General features: G+C 46.3%; 20 protein-coding genes. 10 read left to right on the top strand and 10 right to left on the bottom strand.

The window, feature by feature from the left end; genetic code table 11:
- Window positions 1–127: 127 nt before the first annotated feature.
- The 5 genes from QUB06_RS23710 to QUB06_RS23730 form a co-directional block, all read right to left on the bottom strand.
- Window positions 128–1,219, bottom strand: a complete 1,092-nt coding sequence (locus QUB06_RS23710) for a 30S ribosomal protein S1 (protein WP_333437366.1) — start codon at window positions 1,217–1,219, stop codon at window positions 128–130.
- Window positions 1,220–1,485: 266 nt separating this feature from the next.
- On the bottom strand, window positions 1,486–2,043 hold the full coding sequence (gene nrdR, locus QUB06_RS23715) for a transcriptional regulator NrdR (RefSeq protein ID WP_333437367.1): 558 nt from the start codon (window positions 2,041–2,043) through the stop codon (window positions 1,486–1,488).
- Window positions 2,044–2,237: 194 nt separating this feature from the next.
- Window positions 2,238–2,333: a photosystem II reaction center protein T gene (locus QUB06_RS23720; protein WP_083622085.1), complete on the bottom strand. Its 96-nt coding sequence runs from the start codon at window positions 2,331–2,333 to the stop codon at window positions 2,238–2,240.
- A gap of 412 nt (window positions 2,334–2,745) precedes the next feature.
- Entirely contained in the window at window positions 2,746–4,275 is a 1,530-nt protein-coding gene (gene psbB / locus QUB06_RS23725) for a photosystem II chlorophyll-binding protein CP47 (RefSeq protein ID WP_333437368.1), read from the bottom strand.
- 198 nt (window positions 4,276–4,473) lie between these two features.
- Entirely contained in the window at window positions 4,474–4,803 is a 330-nt protein-coding gene (locus tag QUB06_RS23730; protein ID WP_333037185.1) for a hypothetical protein, read from the bottom strand.
- Window positions 4,804–5,018: 215 nt separating this feature from the next.
- Between QUB06_RS23730 and QUB06_RS23735 the strand changes: the two genes are divergently transcribed.
- On the top strand, window positions 5,019–5,372 hold the full coding sequence (locus QUB06_RS23735; RefSeq protein ID WP_333437369.1) for a transcriptional regulator: 354 nt from the start codon (window positions 5,019–5,021) through the stop codon (window positions 5,370–5,372).
- 71 nt (window positions 5,373–5,443) lie between these two features.
- Here QUB06_RS23735 and QUB06_RS23740 read toward each other — a convergent pair whose 3' ends face one another.
- Together QUB06_RS23740 and QUB06_RS23745 are read right to left on the bottom strand one after the other, a co-directional pair.
- Window positions 5,444–5,833 (bottom strand): PIN domain-containing protein, encoded by a 390-nt coding sequence (locus QUB06_RS23740; RefSeq protein WP_333138798.1) that lies wholly within the window; start codon window positions 5,831–5,833, stop codon window positions 5,444–5,446.
- Window positions 5,830–6,063, bottom strand: coding sequence for a type II toxin-antitoxin system Phd/YefM family antitoxin (locus tag QUB06_RS23745; protein WP_333437370.1), 234 nt, complete (start codon window positions 6,061–6,063; stop codon window positions 5,830–5,832). Before QUB06_RS23745 ends, QUB06_RS23740 begins: the two co-directional genes overlap by 4 nt.
- Window positions 6,064–6,319: 256 nt before the next feature.
- On the opposite strand from QUB06_RS23745, the gene mnmG reads away from it, so the two are divergent.
- Window positions 6,320–8,236 carry a tRNA uridine-5-carboxymethylaminomethyl(34) synthesis enzyme MnmG gene (gene mnmG / locus QUB06_RS23750; RefSeq protein WP_333437371.1) on the top strand — a complete coding sequence of 639 codons (1,917 nt, stop codon included), beginning with the start codon at window positions 6,320–6,322 and terminating at the stop codon, window positions 8,234–8,236.
- A 799-nt stretch (window positions 8,237–9,035) separates the two neighbouring features.
- On the opposite strand, the gene glgP is transcribed toward mnmG, so the two are convergent.
- Entirely contained in the window at window positions 9,036–11,594 is a 2,559-nt protein-coding gene (gene glgP / locus QUB06_RS23755) for an alpha-glucan family phosphorylase (RefSeq protein WP_333437396.1), read from the bottom strand.
- 111 nt (window positions 11,595–11,705) lie between these two features.
- A complete protein-coding gene (locus QUB06_RS23760) occupies window positions 11,706–11,966 on the bottom strand; it encodes a hypothetical protein (RefSeq protein WP_333437372.1) in 261 nt (86 codons plus the stop codon).
- Window positions 11,967–12,188: 222 nt separating this feature from the next.
- Here QUB06_RS23760 and QUB06_RS34760 point away from each other — a divergent pair, with 222 nt between their 5' ends.
- Entirely contained in the window at window positions 12,189–12,383 is a 195-nt protein-coding gene (locus tag QUB06_RS34760; RefSeq protein WP_445243109.1) for a ribbon-helix-helix protein, CopG family, read from the top strand.
- Between the two features lie 14 nt (window positions 12,384–12,397).
- Entirely contained in the window at window positions 12,398–12,544 is a 147-nt protein-coding gene (locus QUB06_RS34765; protein WP_445243110.1) for a hypothetical protein, read from the top strand.
- 223 nt (window positions 12,545–12,767) lie between these two features.
- Here the strand turns inward: QUB06_RS34765 and QUB06_RS23770 are convergent, their stop codons facing one another.
- Entirely contained in the window at window positions 12,768–16,115 is a 3,348-nt protein-coding gene (locus tag QUB06_RS23770) for an EAL domain-containing protein (protein ID WP_333437373.1), read from the bottom strand.
- 343 nt (window positions 16,116–16,458) lie between these two features.
- On the opposite strand from QUB06_RS23770, the gene QUB06_RS23775 reads away from it, so the two are divergent.
- The 6 genes from QUB06_RS23775 to QUB06_RS23800 all read left to right on the top strand — a co-directional run bounded on the left by QUB06_RS23775 (window position 16,459) and on the right by QUB06_RS23800 (window position 24,158).
- Entirely contained in the window at window positions 16,459–17,037 is a 579-nt protein-coding gene (locus tag QUB06_RS23775; protein ID WP_333437374.1) for a hypothetical protein, read from the top strand.
- A gap of 352 nt (window positions 17,038–17,389) precedes the next feature.
- Window positions 17,390–18,427 carry a M20/M25/M40 family metallo-hydrolase gene (locus tag QUB06_RS23780; RefSeq protein ID WP_333437375.1) on the top strand — a complete coding sequence of 346 codons (1,038 nt, stop codon included), beginning with the start codon at window positions 17,390–17,392 and terminating at the stop codon, window positions 18,425–18,427.
- 177 nt (window positions 18,428–18,604) lie between these two features.
- Entirely contained in the window at window positions 18,605–20,479 is a 1,875-nt protein-coding gene (locus tag QUB06_RS23785) for an ABC-ATPase domain-containing protein (RefSeq protein ID WP_333437376.1), read from the top strand.
- A gap of 138 nt (window positions 20,480–20,617) precedes the next feature.
- Window positions 20,618–22,978 carry an FHA domain-containing protein gene (locus QUB06_RS23790; RefSeq protein WP_333437377.1) on the top strand — a complete coding sequence of 787 codons (2,361 nt, stop codon included), beginning with the start codon at window positions 20,618–20,620 and terminating at the stop codon, window positions 22,976–22,978.
- Window positions 22,975–23,424, top strand: coding sequence for an EVE domain-containing protein (locus QUB06_RS23795; protein ID WP_333437378.1), 450 nt, complete (start codon window positions 22,975–22,977; stop codon window positions 23,422–23,424). Before QUB06_RS23790 ends, QUB06_RS23795 begins: the two co-directional genes overlap by 4 nt.
- 146 nt (window positions 23,425–23,570) lie before the next feature.
- Entirely contained in the window at window positions 23,571–24,158 is a 588-nt protein-coding gene (locus tag QUB06_RS23800; RefSeq protein WP_333437379.1) for an REP-associated tyrosine transposase, read from the top strand.
- The last annotated feature ends 261 nt before the right edge of the window (window positions 24,159–24,419 follow it).

Here is a 24,419-nt window from a genome sequence, read left to right on the forward strand (position 1 = left end):
GACTAATGACTAATGACTAATGACTAATGACTAATGACTAATGACTAATGACTAATGACTAATGACTAATGACTAACTCAAAAAAAAAGAGGGAAAATTCCCTCTTTTAATCACACTAACTGCGATGTTATTCTTCCGTCGCAGGAGGGATTTCTTCCTCTATATCTAATACTGCTTCGGGTGCTGCTTCAGGTGCTGCTTCGGGTGCTACTTCCGGCAGATCCTCTTCCATTGCTGAGGGCACATCTTCGAGTTCGTCGGAGAGGTCATCATCAGCATCGATCGAGTCTACAGGAATGTCTATGCCTGCTTTAGCTTGCTTTTGAGCCAGCATTTTCTCGCGGAACTTAGCTGCCATTTCCTCAGCTTTTTCGTACACCAATTCGCGATTTTTGACCATCGCGCCCGGTTCCGGTTCCAACTGCTTGGTGGAGAGAGAAATCCGGCCCCTCTCGGCATCCAAGTCAATGATCATCACTTTCACTTCGTCGTTGACATTGAAGACGCTATGAGGCGTATCGATGTGATCGTGTGAAATTTCCGAGATGTGCAACAAGCCGCTGACGCCGCCGATGTCGATAAAGGCACCGTAAGGCTTGATACCCCGTACTGTACCGATGACCACTTCCCCGACTTCGAGGCGGTTCATCTTGCGCTCAACTAAGGCGCGACGATGACTCAACACTAGGCGGTTGCGGTCTTCGTCTACCTCTAAGAATTTTAATGGTAATTCTTCGGCGACTAATTCTTCCTTCGGTTTGCGGGTACTTATATGAGAACCGGGAATAAAGCCTCGCAAGCCTTCTATTCTCACGAGTGCGCCGCCACGGTTAGTGGCAAATACTTGCGATCGTACTGTGGCATCTTCTGCTTGCAGTTGTCGCACTCTTTCCCACGCCCGCATATACTCGATGCGCCGGATGGACAGGGTTAATTGTCCGTCTTCATTTTCATCGGTGAGGATGAAAAATTCTCTGGTTTCATTTGATTGCAATACCTCTTCAGGGCTTTCGACTCGATTGATGGACATTTCCTGAATGGGAATGTACGCTGCTGTTTTAGCACCGATATCAATCAGAGCGCCCCTGGGTTCTATACTAAAAACTGTACCCGCTACTACATCGCCCGGGCTAAAGTGATAGTCATATTTATCAAGTAGGGCTGCAAAATCTTCGTGAGTAAAGCCGATGTCTTTGACTGTGGTTTTGAGATTGACCATGCGAATAGTTTCCTAGGATTTCTCTCCTTCATGTTTTTCGTTTGTGCCGGCAGATATTAGAGATTTTGGTTAAAAAGCGATTAACTTTTTTCAAAATCTTTTACTAAAGTCAGTTGTTGCTAACTTTTGCCGGGTGCAACTGCACACCAGCGCTTGCCATTACTGTTACTCCATACTCTGTGTTAAAACGTTTAATCTTAACATTCCGAGTCAAGTAGACCATTATAACTTACACGCATACTGGTTTAAAATTAATTTAAGCGAGCTTAGCTGGGACTAGCGCAGGATGCAGGGCTTTCTCGATCGACTGCTTCGGAGTCCGGCAAATCTGCGTCAAAATTTGTCCCTGTTTCTGTATCTTCAGCTTCGTTGAGGGGATTCTGAAGGTGATTTAGGGTATCTACAAAATCTCGGATGCCTCGAAATTGCCGATATACGGAGGCAAAACGGACATAAGCGACTTCGCTGAGTGGCCGCAGGTGCAACAACACCAGTTCCCCTATTTCTGAACTGGCGATTTCTCGGAGCGATCGACCTTGGAGTTGGGCCTCGATTTCTTCGGCCAGAGTTTCGAGATGCCCGGAAGACAAACCAGTTTTTTCGCAGGCCCGAATCAATCCCCTGACTAATTTCGACCTGTCAAAAGATTCGCGCTTGCCGTCGCGCTTGATCACCGTAATCGGCACAAATTCTATGCGTTCGTAAGTTGTGAAGCGGTGCTGGCAGCTCAAACACTCACGCCGCCGACGGATGCTTTGACCTGATTCGGCTGAACGCGATTCTAAAACGCGACTATTTGTGTGTTGGCAGGAGGAACAGCGCATGATTGCTGAGTTTAACAGGCAGTGCCAGCAAATTACCATTCATCTAACCGCCTGGGGTCTGATGAATGGCTGGACTAGAAAAATCACTTAGCACACAGCAGTGAAATAGTCCCGCACCAAATTAGATCACTATGATGCGGGCTAACAGCAGTCCGGTTCAAGATATTTTGGACTTGCTGGAGGCGTATAGCTAATTATTTGCCAATCCGGGGAGGTTCCCGAAAGGCGATCGCAAAAAATAGTACACCTAAGGCTAAAGCCAGAATCAAAATGTAAGCAACACTTTCCATGTTAAATTTTCCCTATCTTCCCTTGCCGTATTATTTTATCAGAAAATTGGGTTTAAAACCCCGTCCTTGTAGAACGGCTTTTTTCCATTGTTAAGTAAAATAGCAAATCCATCTTAACAAATGAATATTATAGAATAACCAAATCAGACAAGATGTAAAAACCTACCCCCGGACTGGGGGAAAGTCTACGCCCAAAACATTTTTGAGGAGATATGACGGGAGCACTCTTTTGTGCCCAGAGTAGTCAGCCTGGGAACCCTAGGGATAGGGATATTAAGACTGAAATGTCTTAAGAATCCCCGTGCCTTAAGGCCGGGGAGTGTCAATATTAACTAAAAAAACCCGGTTTCTTCAAGAAACCGGGTTTTTGTGTAGCGGGGAAGTTTCCCCCCTACCCAGAGGCTGGCGAAATTTAGAGAGGTTCTTCTCTTCTGGTGGTCACGTCGCCCAGTTTTTGGAACAAGCCCCACTCGACTTGTTCTTCCATGTCAGCCTCAACTCCAGCAAACACGTCGCGGAAGATTGTCCGAGAACCGTGCCAGATATGGCCGAAGAAGAATAGCAAAGCAAAGCAAACGTGTCCGAAAGTGAACCAACCGCGAGTCGAAGTGCGGAAAACGCCGTCCGAGTTCAAGGTTTCGCGATCGAATTCAAATACTTCACCTTTTTGAGCAGCGCGAGCAAACTGCTTAACATCTAGAGGATTATTAAAGGTTTGACCGTTAAGTTCGCCGCCGTAGAAGCTGACGGTAACTCCGCTTTGTTCAAAGCTGTATTTTGATTCAGCACGGCGGAAGGGGATATCAGCGCGAACGACCCCATCTTTGTCTGTCAAAATTACTGGGAAAGTTTCAAAGAAGTTGGGGAGGCGGCGAACCGACAATACCCGACCTTCGCTGTCAGTAAATACTGGATGGCCCAGCCAAGATTTAGCAATACCGTCGCCATTGACCATCGCGCCGGCCCGGAACAAACCGCCTTTAGCAGGAGAGTTGCCCACGTAGTCGTAGAAAGCCAATTTTTCGGGAATTTGTTCGTAAGCTTGTTGGAAGCTAGCGCCACCGGCCAAGCTAGCTTGAGCTCTGCGATCGATTTCTTGTTGGAAATAGCCGCTGTCCCACTGATAGCGAGTCGGGCCAAAAAGTTCGATCGGAGTTGCAGCAGAACCGTACCACATCGTACCCGCAACCACAAAGGCTGCAAAGAACACGGCAGCGATACTGCTAGAAAGTACAGTTTCGATATTCCCCATCCGCAGGGCTTTGTAAAGACGTTCCGGCGGCCGCACTGTCAAGTGGAACAAACCGGCAATTACGCCGACTACGCCCGCTGCAATGTGGTGAGCCACGATGCCGCCCGGATTGAACGGATCGAAGCCTTCAGGGCCCCAAGAAGGCGCCACTGGCTGGACGTGACCGGTCAGGCCGTAGGGGTCGGACACCCACATTCCCGGACCAAAAAGTCCCGAAAGGTGAAATGCGCCGAAGCCGAAGCAAAGCAAGCCGGAGAGGAACAGGTGAATGCCAAACATTTTTGGCAAGTCGAGGGCTGGTTCACCGGTGCGAGGGTCTCTGAAAAGTTCTAAGTCCCAAAATACCCAGTGCCAAACTGCTGCTAAGAACAGCAGGCCCGAGAGGACGATGTGAGCGACGGCGACGCCTTCAAAGGACCAGAAGCCCGGATCGACGTTACCTTCGCCGGTGATGCTCCAACCGCCCCAAGAACCCGTAACTCCCAAGCGAGTCATGAAGGGCAACACGAACATCCCTTGACGCCACATTGGGTTCAGAACTGGGTCTGTGGGGTCAAAAACTGCTAGTTCATAAAGGGCCATTGATCCGGCCCAACCTGCCACGAGGGCAGTGTGCATTAAGTGTACAGAAATCAATCGGCCTGGGTCATTTAAGACGACTGTGTGTACGCGATACCAGGGTAGTCCCATTGACTGCGGTTCTCCAAGGTGTAAGTGATGATGTCTATTTTTACGGAAAAATCAGATTCTGACTCCCCAGCAGTTACCTGTAGGGTTTAAACTCTGCCTTTTGCCGACTGCCATCTACCTTCAAAGGTGGAGGCATAAAAATGAAAGTTATTTAAAGAAGTGTATCGAGTGTTAGAACCGATTGCAATATGTTGAGCATTACATTAATTGCGGGTTGCCCATTTCGCAGCGGGCGGCGATCGTCCCGAGGCGTTCGAGGACTTGCTCGGCATCGATCAGTCTGGTGAGGGTAACGTTGCCGATATTTTTGGCGGGATCGGCGGGATCGGGACGGACTGCTGGTTGGACTTCTACCATGAGTACGGCGTCTTCTACGCGGTAGAGCCACATTTTTTCGTTGCGATCGGAAAGACAGAGGTTGAGCTGTTGGATGTCCGGCGGCCGCCTCCAGGCGGCGTGACTCCACTCGCCGCCTACGCCCCAGACGCGCCCAACTTTCCAGCCGTCGGATAAGAAGAAGTATTTCACTTGTGTACGCTTGTTGAGATTTTTTTGTCTAACATAGCGCAAAACTGCCTGATTACGGAATTATTGAACCGCGAAGGCGCGAAGGGTGCATATAAATATTGTTATTCGATCGACTATTGCCTATAATATGCTATGTAAGGCATAATTTACTCAAATTAAGATAGCAGATAGTAGATTTACCGGCCATTTGAATAAGTTAATCGAGCAAGAAACAGATGAGAATTAGCCTGAAGACTATTATGGAGAATTTGCCTCCCGAACAACGAGCAATAGTCGAAAAGCGATCGATTGAGTTAATGGCTGAAGAAATGACCTTGCAAGACTTACGAAAAGCAAGGAAATTTACTCAGATTCGCATGGCAGAATTATTAAATATGCGTCAAGAAAATGTCTCGCGACTCGAACGCCGTGCGGATTTGTTGGTATCTACTTTGCAAAGTTATATCGCGGCAATGGGTGGGGAGTTGTCATTTGTCGTAGAATTCAAAGATCGACCACCGGTAAAAATTACTGGATTAACATCGATGTTGGAAGAAAGCAGCTACTCTAAGGGAGAGGAAGAGTTTTAATTGACGAACACCGTTTTTTTAGTGAGAGCGATCGAGTCTTCAAAGTCGTTTGCGGTGTGCAAAATTTTGGATTAGCTGAGAGTATTTAGGCAAGTAGCTTGGGTGAGGTTGGGATCGACGGTGGCGAGGGTTAGTTCGTAATGAACGGCGGTGGCGGCAATGAATCGATCTGCGGGGTCTTGGTGTATTATATCTAGTTGACGGCTCAGAATCGCAATTTCATTGGTGAGGATTGCTTCTTTTGTGTCGAGTTCTTGGAGGCTTTTTTGAATCCATTTTTCTGGTGTGGGTTCTAGGGTTAATCTTCCTTTTTCGGCGAGTAGTAGGGTTTCCCAAATGCTAATGGGACTTAACCAAAGTTCGTTTTCTTCGTTAGCAATCGCCGTTTGTAAAGTGGTTGATAGGCGAGGATTCCCAAGACGATACCAAAGCCAAATGTGGGTATCTAGTAAGAGTTTCATGACAGGACATCCCAAGTTACGATGTTAGAGGTTGGCTCGATGATATCTCCGATAATTTGGCCGCTATCTTTGACAGATCCGAAGGCTGCTCGTTTACTTTTTTTGATGGGGGAGATAATGGCAACAGGCCGATCGTTTTGGGCGATGGTGAGGGGTTCACCTGTTTGTATGGCTTGGGTGAGTAGGGCTTGGATGGTTTCGGGAAGGTCGGAAAGGGCGATCTGTGTCATGGTGTTAGTGTGGTGAGGGTATAGGGACTTACCGTACATCGATTTTAAGCTGTTGTGCATCTAGATTATCTATGATATTAGAGGGGGAGATGATTTGACGATTTTTGGAATGTTGGGTTTCGTTCCTCAACCCAACCTACAATTTAAGCCAATTCTAGGGAAAGAAAACACCCCCTAGTCCTACCCGGACTAAAACCTAATTTTGCCAGATGTCTATTATTCAATCTAAAATCTAAAATCTAAAATCTAAAATCGAATGACTGCACAAACTCCAGTACAATTCCAAGACAGTTTCGACATCATCGTAGTAGGTGGCGGACACTCCGGCTGCGAAGCCGCCCTCGCCACTTCTCGCCTCGGCTGTCGCACCCTTCTCCTCACCCTCAACCTCGACAAAATTGCGTGGCAACCTTGCAATCCGGCTGTCGGCGGCCCGGCTAAAACCCAACTTACTAACGAAGTTGATGCGTTAGGCGGGGAAATTGGCAAAATGGCCGATCGCACCTACTTACAAAAGCGCGTCCTCAACGCTTCGAGAGGCCCCGCCGTTTGGGCGCTGCGAGCACAAACAGACAAGCGGGAATACGCCGCTGTGATGAATAATATTGTTGAAAATCAACCCAATTTGACCATCCGCGAAGCGATGGTAACAGACTTAGTTTTGGGCAAAAACGAAGAAGTAATCGGAGTAGAAACATACTTCGGCGTCGCTTTTGAATGCAAAGCAGTAATTCTGACCACAGGTACTTTTTTAGGTGGCACAATTTGGGTGGGCAATAAGTCCATGCCCGCCGGACGTGCGGGAGAATTTGCCGCCGTTGGCTTGACGGAAACTCTCAATCGTTTGGGCTTTGAAACTGGTCGGTTAAAAACAGGAACTCCGGCAAGAGTTGACAAGCGTACTCTGGATTATACCAACCTGGAACCGCAGCCGGGAGATGCAGAGGTTCGCTGGTTTAGTTTCGATCCCGAAGTGTGGAGAGAACGCGAACAAATGCCTTGTTATTTGACTCGAACTACGCCAGCAACTCACCAGTTAATTAGAGACAATTTGCATCTTTCTCCAGTCTACGGCGGCTGGGTTGATGCGAAGGGGCCGCGCTATTGTCCGAGTATTGAAGATAAGATTGTGCGGTTTGCGGATAAGGAAAGTCACCAGATTTTTATTGAACCGGAAGGTAGAGATATTCCTGAACTTTATATCCAAGGTTTTTCTACTGGTTTACCGGAAAATTTGCAATTGCAAATGCTGCGGACTCTTCCGGGTTTGGAAAAGTGCGAGATGATGCGCCCTGCTTATGCTGTGGAGTACGATTATTTGCCGGCAACTCAGTGCTATCCGACGCTGATGACTAAGAAGATCGAAGGGCTGTTTTGCGCGGGTCAGGTGAACGGTACAACTGGATATGAGGAGGCGGCTGCACAGGGGATTGTGGCGGGGATTAATGCGGCTCGGTTTGCGAAAAATCAGGAGATGATTGTGTTTCCTCGCGAGCAAAGTTATATCGGGACTTTGATCGATGATTTGTGTACGAAGGATTTGCGAGAACCTTACCGGATGTTGACTTCGCGATCGGAATATCGGCTATTATTGCGATCGGACAATGCGGATCAACGCTTGACTCCGCTGGGACGGGAAATTGGTTTGATTGACGATCGCCGGTGGGAGTTGTTCGATCGCAAACAAGCTAATATTGTGGCAGAGAAGGAACGCTTGTACTCGACGCGGGTGAAAGAGCACGAGGAAGTAGGCAAGGCAATTTTTGCAGACACTCAACAAGCGATTAAAGGTTCAATTACTCTTGCTGATTTGTTGCGTCGTCCTGGTTTTCATTATGTGGATTTGGAACGCTACAACTTAGGCAATTCTAGTCTGAAGTTGGCTGAGAAAGATGGTGCAGAAATTGACATCAAATATTCCGGCTACCTGCAAAGACAGCAAAATCAAATCGATGACATTGCCAAACACGAACGCCGACAATTGCCTGCCGATTTGGATTACATGGCAATTACAACTCTCTCCAAAGAATCGCGGGAAAAGTTGGCTAAGGTGAAACCGCTGACTATTGGCCAAGCTGCCCGAATTGGTGGGGTAAATCCCGCTGATGTTAATGCTTTGTTGATTTTTCTGGAAGTGCGAAACCGTCAGCAGCCAGCGGGTGTAGGTAAATAAGCTAAACTATAGCCTTTCGAGCTCTCATATGAGGTACTCATGGGCATAGGGCATAGGGCATAGGGCATAGGGCATAGCGCATACCTCACTTTTTTGAGAAGCGCTATAGAGGTGTCTGAAGGTTCTCTTCAATTTTATGGAATAGCAGGATGAAAAAGTGTGACTATTGTGAAACCACTATTTTGTTCGGCTGCTTTCATATTGAGGGATATAGATTCTGGGCTTTGCTGATTCACGGTATAAATCAACTTTTATCGGAAGTTACAAAACTCACCATACTGGGCTTATAAAAATTCCGAAATCTTGAATTTATACCTGTATTCAGCAACACCAAAAATAAGGAAAACTGGCAGAATGTCAACTCTAATTGATGAAATTCTGCCAGTATATTGTAGATATTTATCAATCGTCGAACCAAGTCTGAGTTTCGCAAATATTCCGCATAAGAATCAGCGTTCATCGGTGGTTCAAACCTCCCCGAAAGCCCCACCAGTGTTGCCACCCTCAAAGCCTTAAAAGAACAGCGAGATGCCTTGCTATACGCTTATATACGCGCTCACTGGTGGTACTGGGAATCCAGCGGAATTTGGTATTGGGCGATCATTTCCCAGCCGGCTACATAATCATTCCCCAAGGAAGATAAGGAGAGAGGGAGTGGGAGAGTGGGAGAGTGGGAGAGTGGGAGAGGGGGAGAGGGGGAGAAGTGGGAAACACAGTTAAATTCATCCGTGTATCCGTGTCCGAATCCGTGTCGTGCCCCTCTTCCTTCTTCCCTCTTCCTTCTTCCTTCTTCCTTCCTTTAATGTGCCCAGAGAATCACGCCAGCTTCATAAGGACTGCTGAGATTATCGTGCTTCGGCAAAACGCGCAACGACAAGCCTTGCAAACCGCTAGAAGTATAAGTAATGTCAGCCGTATAAAGGCTAGCATTGTGAGAATCTTCTCCCAAATACTCCATCACTACCGGTACGCCGCCGATGATATTTCCGTTAGCATCAACCGAACCTTGATAAAGTTCGACTTGCACGTCTGCAGGCGTCAATCCCTTCAGATTAATCCGAGATTTAACAGCGATCGACTGATTGACCTTAACTTCCTTATCCTGGGAAATATCAACAGCCTCAATCTTAATATCGTGCCACTTCGCGAGAACGTGCTTCTTCCAGTGAGACAACTCCTTGGCGGGAGCGCAATTATCCGAAGTCATGGTGTGGTAGCGATCGCTCACCGGGAAATATGCCCGCCGCGCGTAATCCTTCACCATCCGAGCAGTATTGAAGAAAGGACAGTTCAAGCGAATCGAATCCTTCATTTTCGCCGTCCAACCGCGGGGAATGCCGTCAGCATCCCGGTTGTAAAACAGCGGTACAACTTCCTTCTCCATCAAGTCGTACAAAGCATTCGCCTCTACCTCATCCTGATACTTAGTATCTTCGTAAAACTCCCCATGTCCGATCGGCCAACCGGTACGAACATAATCAGCCTCATCCCACCATCCGTCAAGAATGCTCAGATTCGGCAAACCATTCATCGAAGCTTTCATCCCGGAAGTACCCGAAGCCTCACGCGGGCGGCGCGGCGTATTCAGCCACACATCGCAGCCAGACACCATCATCCGAGCGACGTTAATGTCGTAGTTCGGCAAAAAGACCATCGAGCTGATCGTGTCGTGCTCACGGATGAAGTGAACGATATCCCGAATCAATTCCTTACCTGGAATATCCATCGGGTGAGCCTTCCCAGCAATCACAAACTGCACCGGGCGATTTTTGTCCCGCATGATCCGCATGATTCGATCGACATCGCGCAAAAACAGCGTCGCCCGCTTGTAAGTAGCAAAGCGGCGGGCAAACCCGATCGTCAGCACCTTCGGATCGAGAGCCTCCCGCGCGTGTTCGATTTCCGTTTGGGCCGCACCGCGCTCGCGCAAAGTCTTTTGCAGCCACTCCCGTGCGAACACCACCAACTCCGATCGACAGCGTTCGTGATTGCGCCACAATTCTTCGTCAGGAATCGATGACATCCGATCCCAGAGTCGATCGTCCTTGCGAGTCATTTCCCAATCCGGGCCGAGGTATCGATCGTACAACTCCTGAGTAGACTTCGCCACACAACTGCGAGCGTGCACCCCGTTGGTAATCGAAGTAATCGGTACTTCTTCCTGCGGCAAACCCGGCCACAAACCCTGAAACATCGGGCGCGACACCACGCCGTGCAAAGCCGCCACCCCGTTGACAAAACTCGACATTTTAATTGCCAAAATTGCCATATTCAGAGGTGCGGACAAATCGCCAGTATTCTCCCTGCCCAATCCTAAAAACTGATCTTGCGACAAGCCAAACATCTTGGGATACTGACCTAGATAGTGCATCACCATATCCGGCTCGAACAAGTCAAATCCAGCAGGTACCGGCGTGTGAGTCGTAAACATACTGCTCGAAACCACCACCTGTTCCGCTTCTACGAAACTCAGGTGATATTCCTCCATCAGCATCCGAATGCGTTCCAAAGCCATGAAAGCCGCGTGGCCTTCATTCATGTGATAAGCCGTAACTGTCAGCCCCAATGCCTTGAGCATTTTCACGCCGCCGATGCCCAGCATGATTTCTTGGTGCATCCGCAGAGTTTTATCACCGCCATACAGTTGGTCGGTAATATCTTGGTCGTAGCGGCTGTTAGGTTCAATATTTGTATCCATTAGGTACAAAGGAACCGTTCCCACTTGTACTCGCCAAATCCGGGCATACACCTTGCGGCCGGGATAGTCCACCTCAATCCGCAATTCCGAACCGTCTGGATTGCGTTCTAGGTGCAGCGGCATATTGTAGAAATCATTGAGCGGATAGCGTTCTTGCTGCCAGCCGTCGGCGTTGAGATACTGCGAAAAATAACCTTCTTGGTAGAGTAGGCCGACACCGACTAAGGGCAAGCCCAAATCACTAGCTGATTTGAGGTGGTCGCCTGCGAGCACGCCCAAACCGCCTGAATAGATGGGTAGGGCTTTAACTAAGCCGAATTCCATCGAAAAGTAAGCGTAGCATTCTTGTTGCTCGGTGCCGCGCTGTTTGCGGTACCAGGCGCGGTTTTTGAGATAATCGTCTAACTGCTGGGCTGCTCGGTTCATTTGGGCAATGAAGCCTTCGTCTTCTGCCATTTCTTGCAGTCGCTCTTGAGATATGGTTCCGAGCATCAGCACCGGGTTTTGGTTGCTGGAGTCCCACAGGTCTCGATCGAGGCGGCGGAAGAGGTCTTTGGTATCGACGTTCCAGTCCCAGTGCAAGTTGTAGGCAAGCTTGCGTAGGGGTTCGAGAATTGTCGGTAGCGAGGGGGAAACGTTAAATGTGCGAATTGGCTGCATAGACAAAGCGTTTATGTTGGGGTAGCGATATTTTCCTCTGTCTTTAGGTACAAGTCCGTTATTCTGCACACTATTTTAAGTTTTAACCAGCGCGGGCGATCGGCTGTTACCTTAACTGCGGTGGGCCGAGCAAATGCCGATCGCCCGCAAAACCGCTTGCCGCACTTCTGGATGAGATTTCTCAATACCGTTAGACCGAAAAATCCAGTGTCCGCCGCCCGCGTGTTCCAGCAAAATTCTCTTTCCATCGGGCAAAACTATTTGCCACAAGTTTAAAACGGAGGTTTTAACTAGCTTGCACTGAATTTCGCGCAAGTTGGTTTCCATGAGCTTGAGTTGATGCAGTACCTGATTTTGTGCCGCTGATTTCATGGGATTTTCACTCCTGATTTAACGCTTGTGAGAGAAAGGGGCTTGGTTCTGCAAGTCCAAACCCCAGCAGGTTAAGGGGTGTGCAGGTGTTTCATGTCAAAACACTTGCACGTCGCTCGCACTGCACGTGCAATCTGCCATTAAATTATTGCACGTGCGACGGTCTGAGTCAATAGTCGCACGTGCAATAATTGTGGGGAAGTCCCGTTATGTTTCAAGCCTATGGAAAATCGGAAAAAGAAAACGATCAACGCTACTCTACGTCTAGAGGAAGAAGATTGGGAAGCACTGGACGAGAAAGCGAAAGCATTGGGGATGTCTTCCCGGACGCAACTTCTCAGGGAAATAGCACGAGGTTTTATAGAAACAAAGCAAGTTCTGTCTACTCAGGACAAAGAAGTATTGGGAAAATTTTAAGCCAGTTGAAAGAATTGCAGCGCTCTCACCTGGCCTATCTAGAATCTCACGAACAAATACTTAAAGTTAGATTGCAAGCGGCTCAAGAACATCACAATCAAGTTCTTGAACAAATGAAGCTGCTAGAACAAGAAATTATTGTCCTTATGAAAAAGGAGTAGTAGAAACCAGCGATTGTTGAAATCGCTGGCTTTTGCAGGGCGATCGGCCTCTAAGTACAGTCCTCGACCCGCAAACTCTATTTGTAGGGTGCTGAGGTTGCACCTTACACTATTGTCACCAATAGATAAATCTTGAACCGCGCCTCACCCACCCTACAATTGACTGATGACTAATGACTAATAACTAATGACTAATGACTAATAACTAATGACTAATGACTAATTAAGCAATTTTCACTTGTTGCAACTGAGAATTTACCAAAAGTTTGCTAGCATCATTGGCTGATAGTGCAGGGCTGAAATAATGACCCTGAATTTCTTGACAGTGGAGCGATCGCAAATACTCCAACTGCTCTTTAGTTTCTACTCCTTCGGCTACCACGCTCAAGTTCAAATCTCGCCCCAGCGTCGCTACAGCCTTGGCGATCGCCAGTTCGCACGGATCAGTCGTCAATCCGCTGACAAAGGATTTATCTATTTTTAAGATATTCAAGGGAAACTTTTTGAGATAATTTAGAGAACAATAACCCGTGCCGAAATCGTCCAGCGCAATTTGCACTCCCATATTCTGCAACTCCCTGAGAACTTTTGTGGTATAATCCACATCTTGCATGGCTGTTGTCTCGGTAATTTCTAACTCTAAATACTTGGGTGCTAAACCGCTTTTTTCCAAGCAGTTCGCTACCATTTCTAATAAATTAAATTGCTGGAACTGCCTAGCCGAAACGTTGACTGCTACCCGCAAATCAGGCTGCAAAGTATCCTGCCAAGCTTTATTTTGAGTGCAGGCTGTTTGCAGCACCCATTCCCCAATAGGTACAATGAGTCCGTTCTCTTCGGCGATCGGAATAAATGTCGCGGGAGTAACTAAACCTAATTGTGGATGTTGCCAGCGTAGCAGGGCTTCCATACCCTGAATTTCCCAAGTAGTAATATTGACTTTTGGCTGGTAGAAAACCTCAAATTCTCCCTGTTCTAAAGCCTCGTGCAGTCTGTGTTCTATAGTTAGTAAATGGCTGCCGTGGGGATTAATTGTGGAAGTATATAACTGATAGTTATTTCTTCCCATTTCTTTAGCGTAGTACAAGGCAGCATCGGCATTTTTGACTAAAGTTTCGGCATCTTCACCATCATCGGGATAAAGGGCAATGCCGATGCTGCTGCTAACATGAAACGGTTGTCCTTCTAGTTTAAATGCTGGCTTTAAATTGTTGAGTATTCTTTGAGCTGTTTTAACTGCATCTTCTAAGCAATTGATATCGGGAAGCAGTATGGTAAATTCGTCGCCTCCCCAGCGGGCAACCGTGTCAGTCGATCGCAAAGTGTCGCTGATGCGTCCGGCAAAACCTTCTAACAGGCGATCGCCCGCAGCGTGACCTAGTGTATCATTAATCTTTTTGAACCTGTCCAAGTCTAAAAACATCACAGCTAGCATTTTTTGGTTTTTTTTAGCTTGTTTTAAGGACGCCAGCAGCCTCTCGTTAAAAAGTATCCGGTTCGGTAAACCGGTGAGTTGGTCATAAACAGCTTGATAGCGAATAATTTCTTCAGCTTGCTTGCGCTGAGTGATATCCATGATCGTGCCGATCGCCCTTACTGCTTTGCCACTTTCATTGCGGATGATATAGCCGCGATCGAGCACAAAAACATATCCCCCGTCTGCACGGTGAAAGCTGTATTCTTCCGACCAACAGTGAGCGTCTGAGCTCATTGTTTCGTAGAAGCTTGACATCACTCTTTCCCGTTCTTCGGGATGAATATTTAACCACCAAGATTCTAATTCTATCGTCTGAGTTTCGTTAAGTTTGTATCCAAAAACTTTTTCAAATTCTTCGCTCAACCAATACTCATTTTTTAACAAATCAAAATCCCATACGGCATCATTTGTCGCCCGCGTCAGCAGGTGAAAGCGTTCTTCGCTTTTGCGTAGTTTTTCTTCGGATTGCACCCGTTCCGTTACATCCCGAAAGCTGAATACTCGACCAGTAATTTTGCCTCCCGTGCGCTGGGGCAACGAGTAGCGCTCGAAGATTCTGCCATCTGTCAACTCGATGAGATCGTAACTTTCTGCTGCGGGGCGATCGGACAATTCTTTAGCACGGTTGAGAAATATTTCCGGGTATTTTAACTGGTTGATTCCAAACCCCAAAATTTGGTTGTTATCTCTCGAATCCACCTGCAAATCCCGCAACTGCCACATTTCGGCAAATTTACGGTTAAAGCTGACAACTTTTCCTCCACTGTCAACCGCCAGAATACCGTCAGCAGTAGATTCAATGGTTGCTTGAAGCAACGAAAGAGATGTTTCTAGTTCTAACTCTGCTAATTTGCGATCGCTGATGTCAAACGCTGTGATTAATATTGAGGCTTTTTTTTCAAATTTTATAATATCTACAGTTGCTTCAATCCAGCGCATTTTTCCAGTTTTCGTGAGTATTATTAATTCATATTTTGAGCCGGGACTTGAGCGCACATGGCTGGATTTACCCCATTTTTTAACTATTTCTCGAAAATCTGGATGAATTAAATCGTATAAATCCAACGCTAGCAATTCTTCACGAGTATATCCTGTCAGAGCTTCTGTCTGAGCATTGACATAGCGCAACTGTCTGCGGTTATAGATAAATGCAGCAGCATTAACCGTTTCTATCAGTTGGCGAAACTTTTTTTCACTTCGCCGCAAATTTCTTTCAGCCCGCTTGCTATCAGTAATATCTTGTGCTATATATAACTTGCCGCTGACCTTGCCTTTGCCGTCGCGAATAGTTGAAATAGAAAGCAGTACAATTATTTTTTTTCCATGTTTGGAAAGGTAGAGTTTTTCCACGTTGTGGACAGATCCTTCTGCTGTTAAACTTGCTAACTCTAACTCCTGTGCAGGTGATTCACTTTTCTTAAAAAGTCCGGCTATTGGTTTGCCTAACAACTCTTTTTTAGAGTATCCCAAAAGTTGACAGGTAGCTTGGTTTAACGACAGGATATGACCGCCCGGAGTGGTCGCAATTATCGAGACGTTCATTTCCTCGCAAATATCGAGGGCATATTCGGCCGTTTGCTGCAAATCTTGGGTCATTTGGGCAATAGTATGCCAGATATCCTGTTCTTTTTTTGGATACAACACTTTTTCTCCTTTTGGTAGCTTGTCATTCTCTGTTTCAGACTTCGGCTTGATTAACATCATCGTCTTGGATAAGCTATTTACTGTCTTCGCCCTGCTCAATAATGAGATTACTAAACAAAGAAAAACCAGAAAATAACCGATTACGATAAACTTAATAGTAGGTTTTTTTCTAGGAGTTCCCTGAGATTGTATATAATTGTAAGTATGTAATTTTACGGGCTCAACTTGGGATAATTTATCCAAAAATAATGCGGCGCTTGCAGAAGTAAGGGGGCGAGATGCCGATCGCAAATAGCTATGTTTGTGAGACGCAACCAAAATCCCTTCTACAGGGGGAGTGCCATGTCTATCTCCTAGACTTGTCGGTAATATTTTGGGATTTATGCCACATTCCACACCAAAAATAGCAACCGCGAAATATCCCACTATTAATTGAAAAAGTATTTTCATTTGCTCTATTTCCTAATTTCTAATAAATCTTTTTAGGAACCATCTATATAAAAAACTTTAGCAGAACTTTCTCGGCCATAGGAAAACCCAGCCCCCATTAATTTATGTGGATTTGTAAATTAAATTTTACCCAGCTAATAACTTAGCTTTATAACTAATTATAATTTTAATCTTAATTTAAAATGTGTCATCAGCCATTGTGCCACAAATTATCCGCCCTTCTGCCTAGACACCGGGTGGGAGCGCGCTAAAATTAGATAATTCCCGCAAGGAGGCGATCGGGATTTGTTAGAAAAATAAACAATTAGCTTAAAATCGATGCAGAGGTCCACTAATTGAACCCATGAGTCAGACCATCCCAGAACTCCAAAAAGAAGTCCGCGCGCTAGAAGCAGAAGTTGCCGCCCTGCAAGAGTCGCGGGAAAAACTTGGCGTACAGCGCTCTGAGTGCCGAGTGGCAGTCAGTTTTCCCAAAAATAATACTCCTGAAGCCATTGCTGAGTTCCACCAGCAAACTGCTGCTTTTGGGGAGCAGTGGTTGCAGCAAATCCAGGAGATTGACCGAGAGACTAAAAATATTGAAAAGCAACTGCAACAAAAACAGGCTTTACTCAATTACAAGCAAGGTGAACTAGAAAAATTGCTGGCCGGAGAGCACTGGCAAGAAGTAGAAAACCACGTTCAAACCGGGGAAAAGCGCTTGCAAGCACAAGCTCGCAGAATCAATCAAGCAGCAGCGCAGCTAGAGGTAGAGATTCAAGCTTTAAAAGCACTGTACGATCAACTCAATCCGAGTTATTCCGAGTGGTTTCAACAACCAACTCAAATAGTTGAATTTTCTGCAAAAACTATTCCTTATGCTTTTCCCAGCAGCAGCGGGTTGATCTTGGAGAATAAAGAGATAGAGTGGGAAAAAAAGTAGTTTTTAGTTGTGAATCTTAAAGGTAAATTAGTAAGGTAAATGTCGCCGTCGAATACTCCAATAAGCAAGACTGATTCGACGGCAACATCCCAAGGCTTTTACCTGCTTGTTTCAATCAAAAATACAAAACTGCCTCTGGCACAGCTAATTTTAAGATTTTTGAGTTTCATTTTTTGAAACAGGTTTATTTTTAACTCTGGTGTCAACCTAAAATCTAAAATATAACAGTTCTGGACGCATCAACCTGGTTTTACGAAAAGACTTTGTTGCAGCCCTCGCTTCCGCTAAAACACCCGGTTGATGAGAGTGAGGAGTGCGTAATCCCTGTCTAAAATCTCAAATAGACTTACTGATGAAACAATTGATTTGGATAGCGCTATTTATTCTGGTTGCGGTGGCCGCTGTGGGTTGGCGTTCTGACTCGTGGCAGCGGTTGTCGGCTGTACCGGAAGTTTCAATCGATCGCAATATCCACACTTCCCAAAACCCCTCTCCCTTACCGCTTCCTGCTGAAAAAAATGCAGTTTCTCTGCCCCAAATTGACCCGTCTCGGTTGTGGAAACACGTCGAGACTTTAGCAGGAGAACGCGATGGAGAACGAGCTCGCTCTTTTACTAGAGACTATATTTCCCAACAACTGCAAACATTAGGATTTTCCGCAGAGTTGCAGCAGTTCGATCGCGGAATCAACGTCTTCGCTGAGAGAAAAGGTACTGACTCAAACGCCGGTGCAATTTTAGTGGCAGCACACTACGATACTGTACCAAACTCCCCAGGCGCTGACGACAATGCGACGGGAGTTGCAGTAGTTTTAGAAGTAGCAAGATTGCTGGGTTCTCGCCCCACGCCTCGGACACTGCAAGTAGCATTCTTCGACAGGGAAGAAATCGGACTTTTAGGCAGTTTAGCATTCACCGGTAGCGACGCGCGGTTAAAAAATTTGCAGGGAGCGATCGTCCTGGATATGCTAGGTTATGCCTGCCGCACACCCGGATGCCAGCAATATCCCGAAGGATTGACAGCGCAACCTTTTCTAGAAGCATCGGGGGTAACTTCTCCCGACAAAGGCGAGTTTATCGCTGTGATTGGGGATGCGGAACATCCGCTGCTATTGAAAAGTTTTGCGGAGTCTGGAAAAGCCGATTTGCCGCCTGTGGTGGCGCTGCCGGTTCCCCTGAAAGGGTTGCTGACTCCCGATGTTTTACGCAGCGACCACGCGCCTTTCTGGTATAAAAGAATTGGTGCTGTGTTGGTGACGGATACTGCAAATTTGCGATCGCCCCACTATCACCAATCTAGCGATACATTAGCAACTATCGATCGACCTTTTTTCGCCGGTTCTGCTCAAATTGTTGTTAATGCCACGGCTAAATTATTGGAAATTCGGTAATTGGTAATCGGTAATTCTACTCGTTACCAGGCTCTGCCTGGTAACGCATATCCGGAGGCTCTGCCTCCAATTTTCCCACGCCAAGCAAGCGAGGCAGAGCCTCTGCAAATGGGTTCCTAGGCAGAGCCTAGGAACTAGGTAAATAACTAATAAGTAATAACTAATAAGTAATAACTAATGACTAACAAAGAAATACTGCAACGACATTTACTGCAACTAGACAATCGAGGCTACAAAGCCTACAAAGACATTCAAGGTAGTTACGATTTTTACGAATTCACATTAATTATTGATTACGTGCAGGGAGATCCGTTTGCTTCTCCCAGTAAATTTAGAGTCCGAGTTCCGCCAAACATTGCTCAAATTCCTGGCGAACTTTTCAACTCTCGCAGTCGAGAAATAGCCTTGCGAGATTACCTAACTCGCCAGTTTGACCAAGCAGCACACAGCATCAGCAGCAAACGCGGCACTGGCAAAAGCGGTATGATTGCAGTGACTCGCTTCGGACAAGAAGTTTTAGAGCGAACTTCCGCATTTATCATTTCCTCAAATACATCCGATATCGAAGATTTAGGAGGAGTTGAACTGCGATTTGCCGTCGGACTTCCAGCGGGGGGTCGCAGTATTTTAGGGCGACAAGCTGCTGAAATGCTGTGCGAAGATATTCCGCAAATTGTCAGCAATTCTCTGAAGTATGCTAATTTAAATGCTGCGGAATGTCGCCGTCACGTTGAAACTGTAGAAGATGCTGACTGGCTGCGGCAGCAGTTAGCTGAAAACGGATTAGTTGCGTTTGTTGCTGACGGTTCTATTTTACCCCGCCGCAGCGGTGTTGACAACAGTCCTTTGTTAAATAATGCTGTGGCTTTTCAGTCGCCGCCGTCGTTAAAAGTTGAGTTTAATTGTCCGAATCGCGGTTTGATTTCCGGTATGGGTATTCCCGCTGGTATTACTTTGATTGTTGGGGGCGGCTATCACGGCAAATCTACTTTACTCAGGGCGATCGAGTTGGGAGTTTACAACCGAATTCCGGGAGATGGTCGGGAATTTGTGGTGACTGATCCGGCGGCGGTGAAAATTAGAGCAGAAGATGGCAGAAGTGTTGCGGGAGTTGATATTTCGCCTTTTATTAACCACTTGCCCCAAGGTAGAGATACTGCACAATTTTATACTGAAAATGCGAGCGGTAGCACGTCGCAAGCTGCTAATATTATTGAGGCTTTGGAAGTGGGGAGAAGAAAGTTCGGCAACGGATTATGTAACGGATTTAACGGATGTCAGTCCGATGTCCGTCGGAAGAAGGAAGAAGGAAGAGGGAATGAGGAACAGGAGAGAAGGAAAAAGGAAGAGGATTTAGTGCCTGTTTTATTAGTTGATGAGGATACGGCGGCGACGAATTTCATGATTCGCGATCGCCGAATGCAGGAACTCATCGCTAAGGATAAGGAACCGATTACGCCGTTTATTGATAAAGTTAAACTGTTGTACGCTGATTGCGGCGTATCGACTATTGTAGTCATGGGCGGAAGTGGCGATTATTTTGATGTGGCGGATACTGTGATTGCAATGGAAAATTTTCAAGCATATAATGTGACGGCAAAAGCTAAAGAGATTGCTAATAATTACTCGATTAGCCGTGCTGCTGAAGGGGGAGAAAATTTTGGTGAGATTACTCAAAGAGTGCCGATTCCTGCTAGTTTAGATCCGAGTCGGGGACGGCGAGATGTGCGGGTGAAGGTGCGGGATGTTGATGAATTGGCTTTCGGAAGTGAGGATATTGATTTGGGTGGTGTTGAGCAAATTGTGGACAGGGGACAGTTAAGGGCGATCGCTGCGGCAATGGTTTATGCTAAGCAGCAATACATGGACGGAAAACGCACTTTGTCGGAAATCATAGATTTGGTGATGGCAGATATTGACGCGCAGGGGATGGATATTTTATCGCCTTTTCCTGAAGGGGATTTTGCCATGTTTCGGCGGTTTGAATTGGCGGCGGCAATTAATCGGCTTCGCAGTTTGTCGGTTGTTGCCAAAATGACTGTTGACGGTTGACTGTTGACTCTTGACTGTTGACTGTTGACGGTTGACTGTTGACTAATGACTAATGACTAATGACTAATGACTAATGACTAATGACTAATGACTTTTTGATATGCTGACAAAAGTGAGTGCAAAAACCGCGATTGAAGTATGACAGGCAATATAGGACAACTGACTGCTTTAAGCGATCGACCTTATATAGTATTAAGCAATCAAGGGGAGGTTTTACAGTTAGAGTTAAAACAGCAGCAGCACGTATTGGGGCGCGATCGCACTCGTGCTGATTTAGTCATTCCCGAACCCTGGCGCGCAGTTTCCGGCGTTCACGCTGTTTTGCGCCAAATTGGGGATAATTACTGGATTTACGACGGTGACGGCCAGCGGCCGAGCACTAATGGCTTATTTGTCGATCGCACTCGCATCACTCCCAATGACGGTTATTGTCTGAAAAACGGCACAGAAATTAAAATTGGTCTCGATCCTCAAAATCAAGTTTTGCTGAGTTATTTTAATCCGCTGGCGAATCAGGTTGCTGTCCCTAGCAAGCAGTCAATTCTTCTAAAGAATCGGTCGGTTTTGTTGGGCCGCGATCCAAACGCTTCGCTGCAATTAGATGCGCCGCTTGTTTCTAGACGCCACGCCACAATCGACCAAGACAGTCGCGGTAATTATATTTTGCGAGACTACAGCGTTAACGGGGTTTTTGTTAACGGTCAGCGAGTGACAAATTCTGTACAGTTGTCCGAGGGAGATGCAATTCGGATCGGCCCGTTTACTCTAACTTACCGCAGCGGTGAGTTGCAGATGCAAGACTCCGGCCATCAAATTCGTTTGGATGCTGACAGTCTGGTGATTCCGAAGCGTTTGGATAACATCACTTTGGCGATCGAACCGGGGCAGTTTGTGGCTTTAGTCGGCGGTAGCGGTGCGGGTAAATCTACTTTAATGCGGACGCTTTTAGGCATCGAAAAAACTACTAACGGCGCTGTGTTTCTCAACGGTGACAACCTGCGCCAAAACTTCAATATTTACCGCAATCAAATCGGTTACGTGCCTCAAGATGATATTGTGCACGCAGATTTGACAGTAGAAGAAGTCTTGAGTTATGCAGCTAAGTTGCGCTTACCTCCCGATACAGATGTCAAGCAGGTAGTCGCCAAAACTTTAGAAGATATTGAAATGACTCACCGTCGCAAGGCTTTGGTAAAACAGCTTAGCGGCGGACAGCGGAAGCGGGTCAGCATCGGAGTTGAACTGTTAGCGGACCCGAAACTTTTCTTTTTAGACGAACCGACTTCAGGACTCGATCCGGGTTTGGATAAGAAGATGATGCAACTGCTGCGAAAGTTGGCAAATCAAGGCCGGACGGTGATTCTGGTGACTCACGCGACGGCAAATATCACGATGTGCGATCGTATTGTTTTTATGGGTCGCGGCGGTCGCCTTTGTTACTTCGGCCCGCCTAGGGAAGCCCTCGATTTTTTCGATGTCAAAACTGGCGATTTTGCAGACATCTACAACGAATTAGAAACAGGAGAAACCAACGTTCAAAGCTGGGCAGAAAACTTTAATAAATCTCCCTACTATCAGCGCTATATTGTCAACCACTTCAGCAGAGGCAAGGCTAATGCAAAAATACCTTCTGCACCTTCTGTCCCAAAATCTCAATCTTTTATAAAACAACTCGTTTTGCTTGCCCAGCGCTATTTTCAACTCGTTTCCCGCGACTTAGTTAACTTGAGTTTAGCTCTTTTAACGGCTCCGATCGGCATTAGTTTACTGCGGCTAGCCGTCAGAGATAAAGACCCGTTAATTGGAGCGCCGGAGGCAACTTTAGCACCTTTAGCGCTCAGAGTTTTATTTGTATTTACCTGCGCGGCGATTTGGGTAGGACTGGCAACTTCTCTGCAAGAAATTGTCAAAGAATCTGCTATTTATCTGCGCGAACGTTTGGTCAATTTAGGATTGTTTGCTTATTTAGGTTCAAAAATTTTTATACTTTCTGGTTTGGCAGTATTGCAAACACTGTTAATGGTAGGAGTTATTTTGATTGCTTTTAAATCCCCCGAACCGAGTTTTATTTCCTGGGAGATGGGGGCAAGTATTACCACATTCCTAACTTTGATGAGCTGCATAACTCTCGGATTAGTCGTTTCCGCGATGGTTAAAAATAGCTCTCAAGCTAACAGCGCTTTGCCTCTATTATTGCTGCCTCAGATTATTTTTTCTGGAGTTTTGTTTAAGATGGAAGGTGCGGCGAGCAAGTTTTCTTGGCTGATGTTAAGCCGCTGGTCTGTGGGTGCTTACGGGTCTTTAGTTAATGTGAATGGGATGGTTACCGCGCCTACTACATTACCGGACGGGAGTACGCTTCCTCAGCCGTTTGAGCCTACTCCGGTTTACGATCCAACCTGGGAGAATTTGGGTTTAAACTGGGGTATTTTGTGCGTGCATATTTTCGTTTATTTGATGTTGACTCTGTGGTTGCAGAAGCGGAAAGATATTTTATGAATTATTGGCTGATGAAGTCGGAACCGGATGTTTATAGTATTGCGGACTTGAAGGGCGATCGCACTTCGATTTGGGATGGCGTTCGCAACTATCAAGCGCGCAATTTTATGCGAGAAATGAGTCTGGGAGACTTAGTATTTTTTTACCATTCTAATACTAAATTTCCGGGTATTGTCGGGTTAGTGCGCGTCGTGGAAACAGGGATTGCCGATCCGAGTCAGTTCGATATGAATAGCGAATATTACGATCCTAAATCGCCCTTTGATGCTCCTCGCTGGCAAACTGTGAAAGTTGAGTTTGTTGAGGAATTTGCTAAATTAATATCTTTGGATGAACTGAAACAAAAGTTTAGCGCTGATGAGATTTTGCTAGTGAGGAAAGGCAATCGGTTATCGGTGATGCCGGTGTCTGAAGGTGCTGCTGAGAAGATTTTGAATATGAGATGAGTTGTGACCATTTAACTTGCATATTTTGGGCGGGCAAGATGCCCACCCCACAATGCTTAAAGACTTTACAAAAATCCTCGATAAGGCTATTGAAATTTGGCTTTTTTTAGGCTATTTTATACTACGTTGCGGTTGTGCTTAGTAATATGATTCGCGAAAATTTGAGTCAGGCAAGCAATCAGGATTTGGGCGGGGAAGATGCCCACCCCACAGGTCAATATCAGCTTTTTCTGGGACAGGCTTCTAGTCTGCCCCTTAAACTCAGAGATGCTAAATTAAAAGTTACTTACAGAAATTTACCTCATTGGGAGTTAGAAGGAGCTGTCTATTTCATCACTTTTAATACTTGGGAAAAGCTGGAATTAACTCCGGCTGCGAGGCAAGTTATCCTCAATGCTTGCAAGTTTTTTGATAGGCAAAGGTATCAAATATTTTGCTTAGTTGTAATGCCCGATCATGTGCATATGCTCATGCAGCCTTTAGAAAAGTCGGATAATAAATTCTGGTCGCTCAGCAGCATTCTACACAGTATGAAAAGCTACAGTTCTAAACAAATTCCTAAGGTGATGAAGCATATTGGTACTGTCTGGCAGGATGAGCGACATGACCACATTGTCAGAGATGAACGAGAATTTCAGGTTTTTTGGGAATATATTAGGCAAAATCCTGTCAAAGCTGGTCTTTCAGTGACTCCAGAGGAATATCCTTTTTTCTGGCAAATGTATGAAGTTTAGCTTTTTCTGAATTTCTTGTGGGGTGGGCCGGAGAGCCCGCCCAAGCTTCAGTCACAGGCAAGATGCCTGTGCCACTAAGATTTCACAGGCAAGATGCCTGTGCCACAAGGATTTCACAGGCAAGATGCCTGTGCCACAAGGATTTCACAGGCAAGATGCCTGTGCCACTAAGATTTCACAGGCAAGATGCCTGTGCCACTAAGATTTCACAGGCAAGATGCCTGTGCCACTAAGATTTCACAGGCAAGATGCCTGTGCCAC

The sequence above is a fragment of the Microcoleus sp. D2_18a_D3 genome, from assembly GCF_036702455.1.
Classification (GTDB): domain Bacteria; phylum Cyanobacteriota; class Cyanobacteriia; order Cyanobacteriales; family Microcoleaceae; genus Microcoleus.

Bases quoted from the DNA above. Each gene is read 5' to 3' on its own strand.
- QUB06_RS23710 (WP_333437366.1), bottom strand. From the start codon at position 1,219: ATGGTCAATCTCAAAACCACAGTCAAAGACATCGGCTTTACTCACGAA.
- nrdR (WP_333437367.1), bottom strand. From the start codon at position 2,043: ATGCGCTGTTCCTCCTGCCAACACACAAATAGTCGCGTTTTAGAATCG.
- QUB06_RS23720 (WP_083622085.1), bottom strand. From the start codon at position 2,333: ATGGAAAGTGTTGCTTACATTTTGATTCTGGCTTTAGCCTTAGGTGTA.
- psbB (WP_333437368.1), bottom strand. From the start codon at position 4,275: ATGGGACTACCCTGGTATCGCGTACACACAGTCGTCTTAAATGACCCA.
- QUB06_RS23735 (WP_333437369.1), top strand. From the start codon at position 5,019: ATGAGAATTAGCCTGAAGACTATTATGGAGAATTTGCCTCCCGAACAA.
- QUB06_RS23740 (WP_333138798.1), bottom strand. From the start codon at position 5,833: ATGAAACTCTTACTAGATACCCACATTTGGCTTTGGTATCGTCTTGGG.
- QUB06_RS23745 (WP_333437370.1), bottom strand. From the start codon at position 6,063: ATGACACAGATCGCCCTTTCCGACCTTCCCGAAACCATCCAAGCCCTA.
- mnmG (WP_333437371.1), top strand. From the start codon at position 6,320: ATGACTGCACAAACTCCAGTACAATTCCAAGACAGTTTCGACATCATC.
- glgP (WP_333437396.1), bottom strand. From the start codon at position 11,594: ATGCAGCCAATTCGCACATTTAACGTTTCCCCCTCGCTACCGACAATT.
- QUB06_RS23760 (WP_333437372.1), bottom strand. From the start codon at position 11,966: ATGAAATCAGCGGCACAAAATCAGGTACTGCATCAACTCAAGCTCATG.
- QUB06_RS34760 (WP_445243109.1), top strand. From the start codon at position 12,189: ATGGAAAATCGGAAAAAGAAAACGATCAACGCTACTCTACGTCTAGAG.
- QUB06_RS23770 (WP_333437373.1), bottom strand. From the start codon at position 16,115: ATGAAAATACTTTTTCAATTAATAGTGGGATATTTCGCGGTTGCTATT.
- QUB06_RS23775 (WP_333437374.1), top strand. From the start codon at position 16,459: ATGAGTCAGACCATCCCAGAACTCCAAAAAGAAGTCCGCGCGCTAGAA.
- QUB06_RS23780 (WP_333437375.1), top strand. From the start codon at position 17,390: ATGAAACAATTGATTTGGATAGCGCTATTTATTCTGGTTGCGGTGGCC.
- QUB06_RS23785 (WP_333437376.1), top strand. From the start codon at position 18,605: ATGACTAACAAAGAAATACTGCAACGACATTTACTGCAACTAGACAAT.
- QUB06_RS23790 (WP_333437377.1), top strand. From the start codon at position 20,618: ATGACAGGCAATATAGGACAACTGACTGCTTTAAGCGATCGACCTTAT.
- QUB06_RS23795 (WP_333437378.1), top strand. From the start codon at position 22,975: ATGAATTATTGGCTGATGAAGTCGGAACCGGATGTTTATAGTATTGCG.
- QUB06_RS23800 (WP_333437379.1), top strand. From the start codon at position 23,571: ATGATTCGCGAAAATTTGAGTCAGGCAAGCAATCAGGATTTGGGCGGG.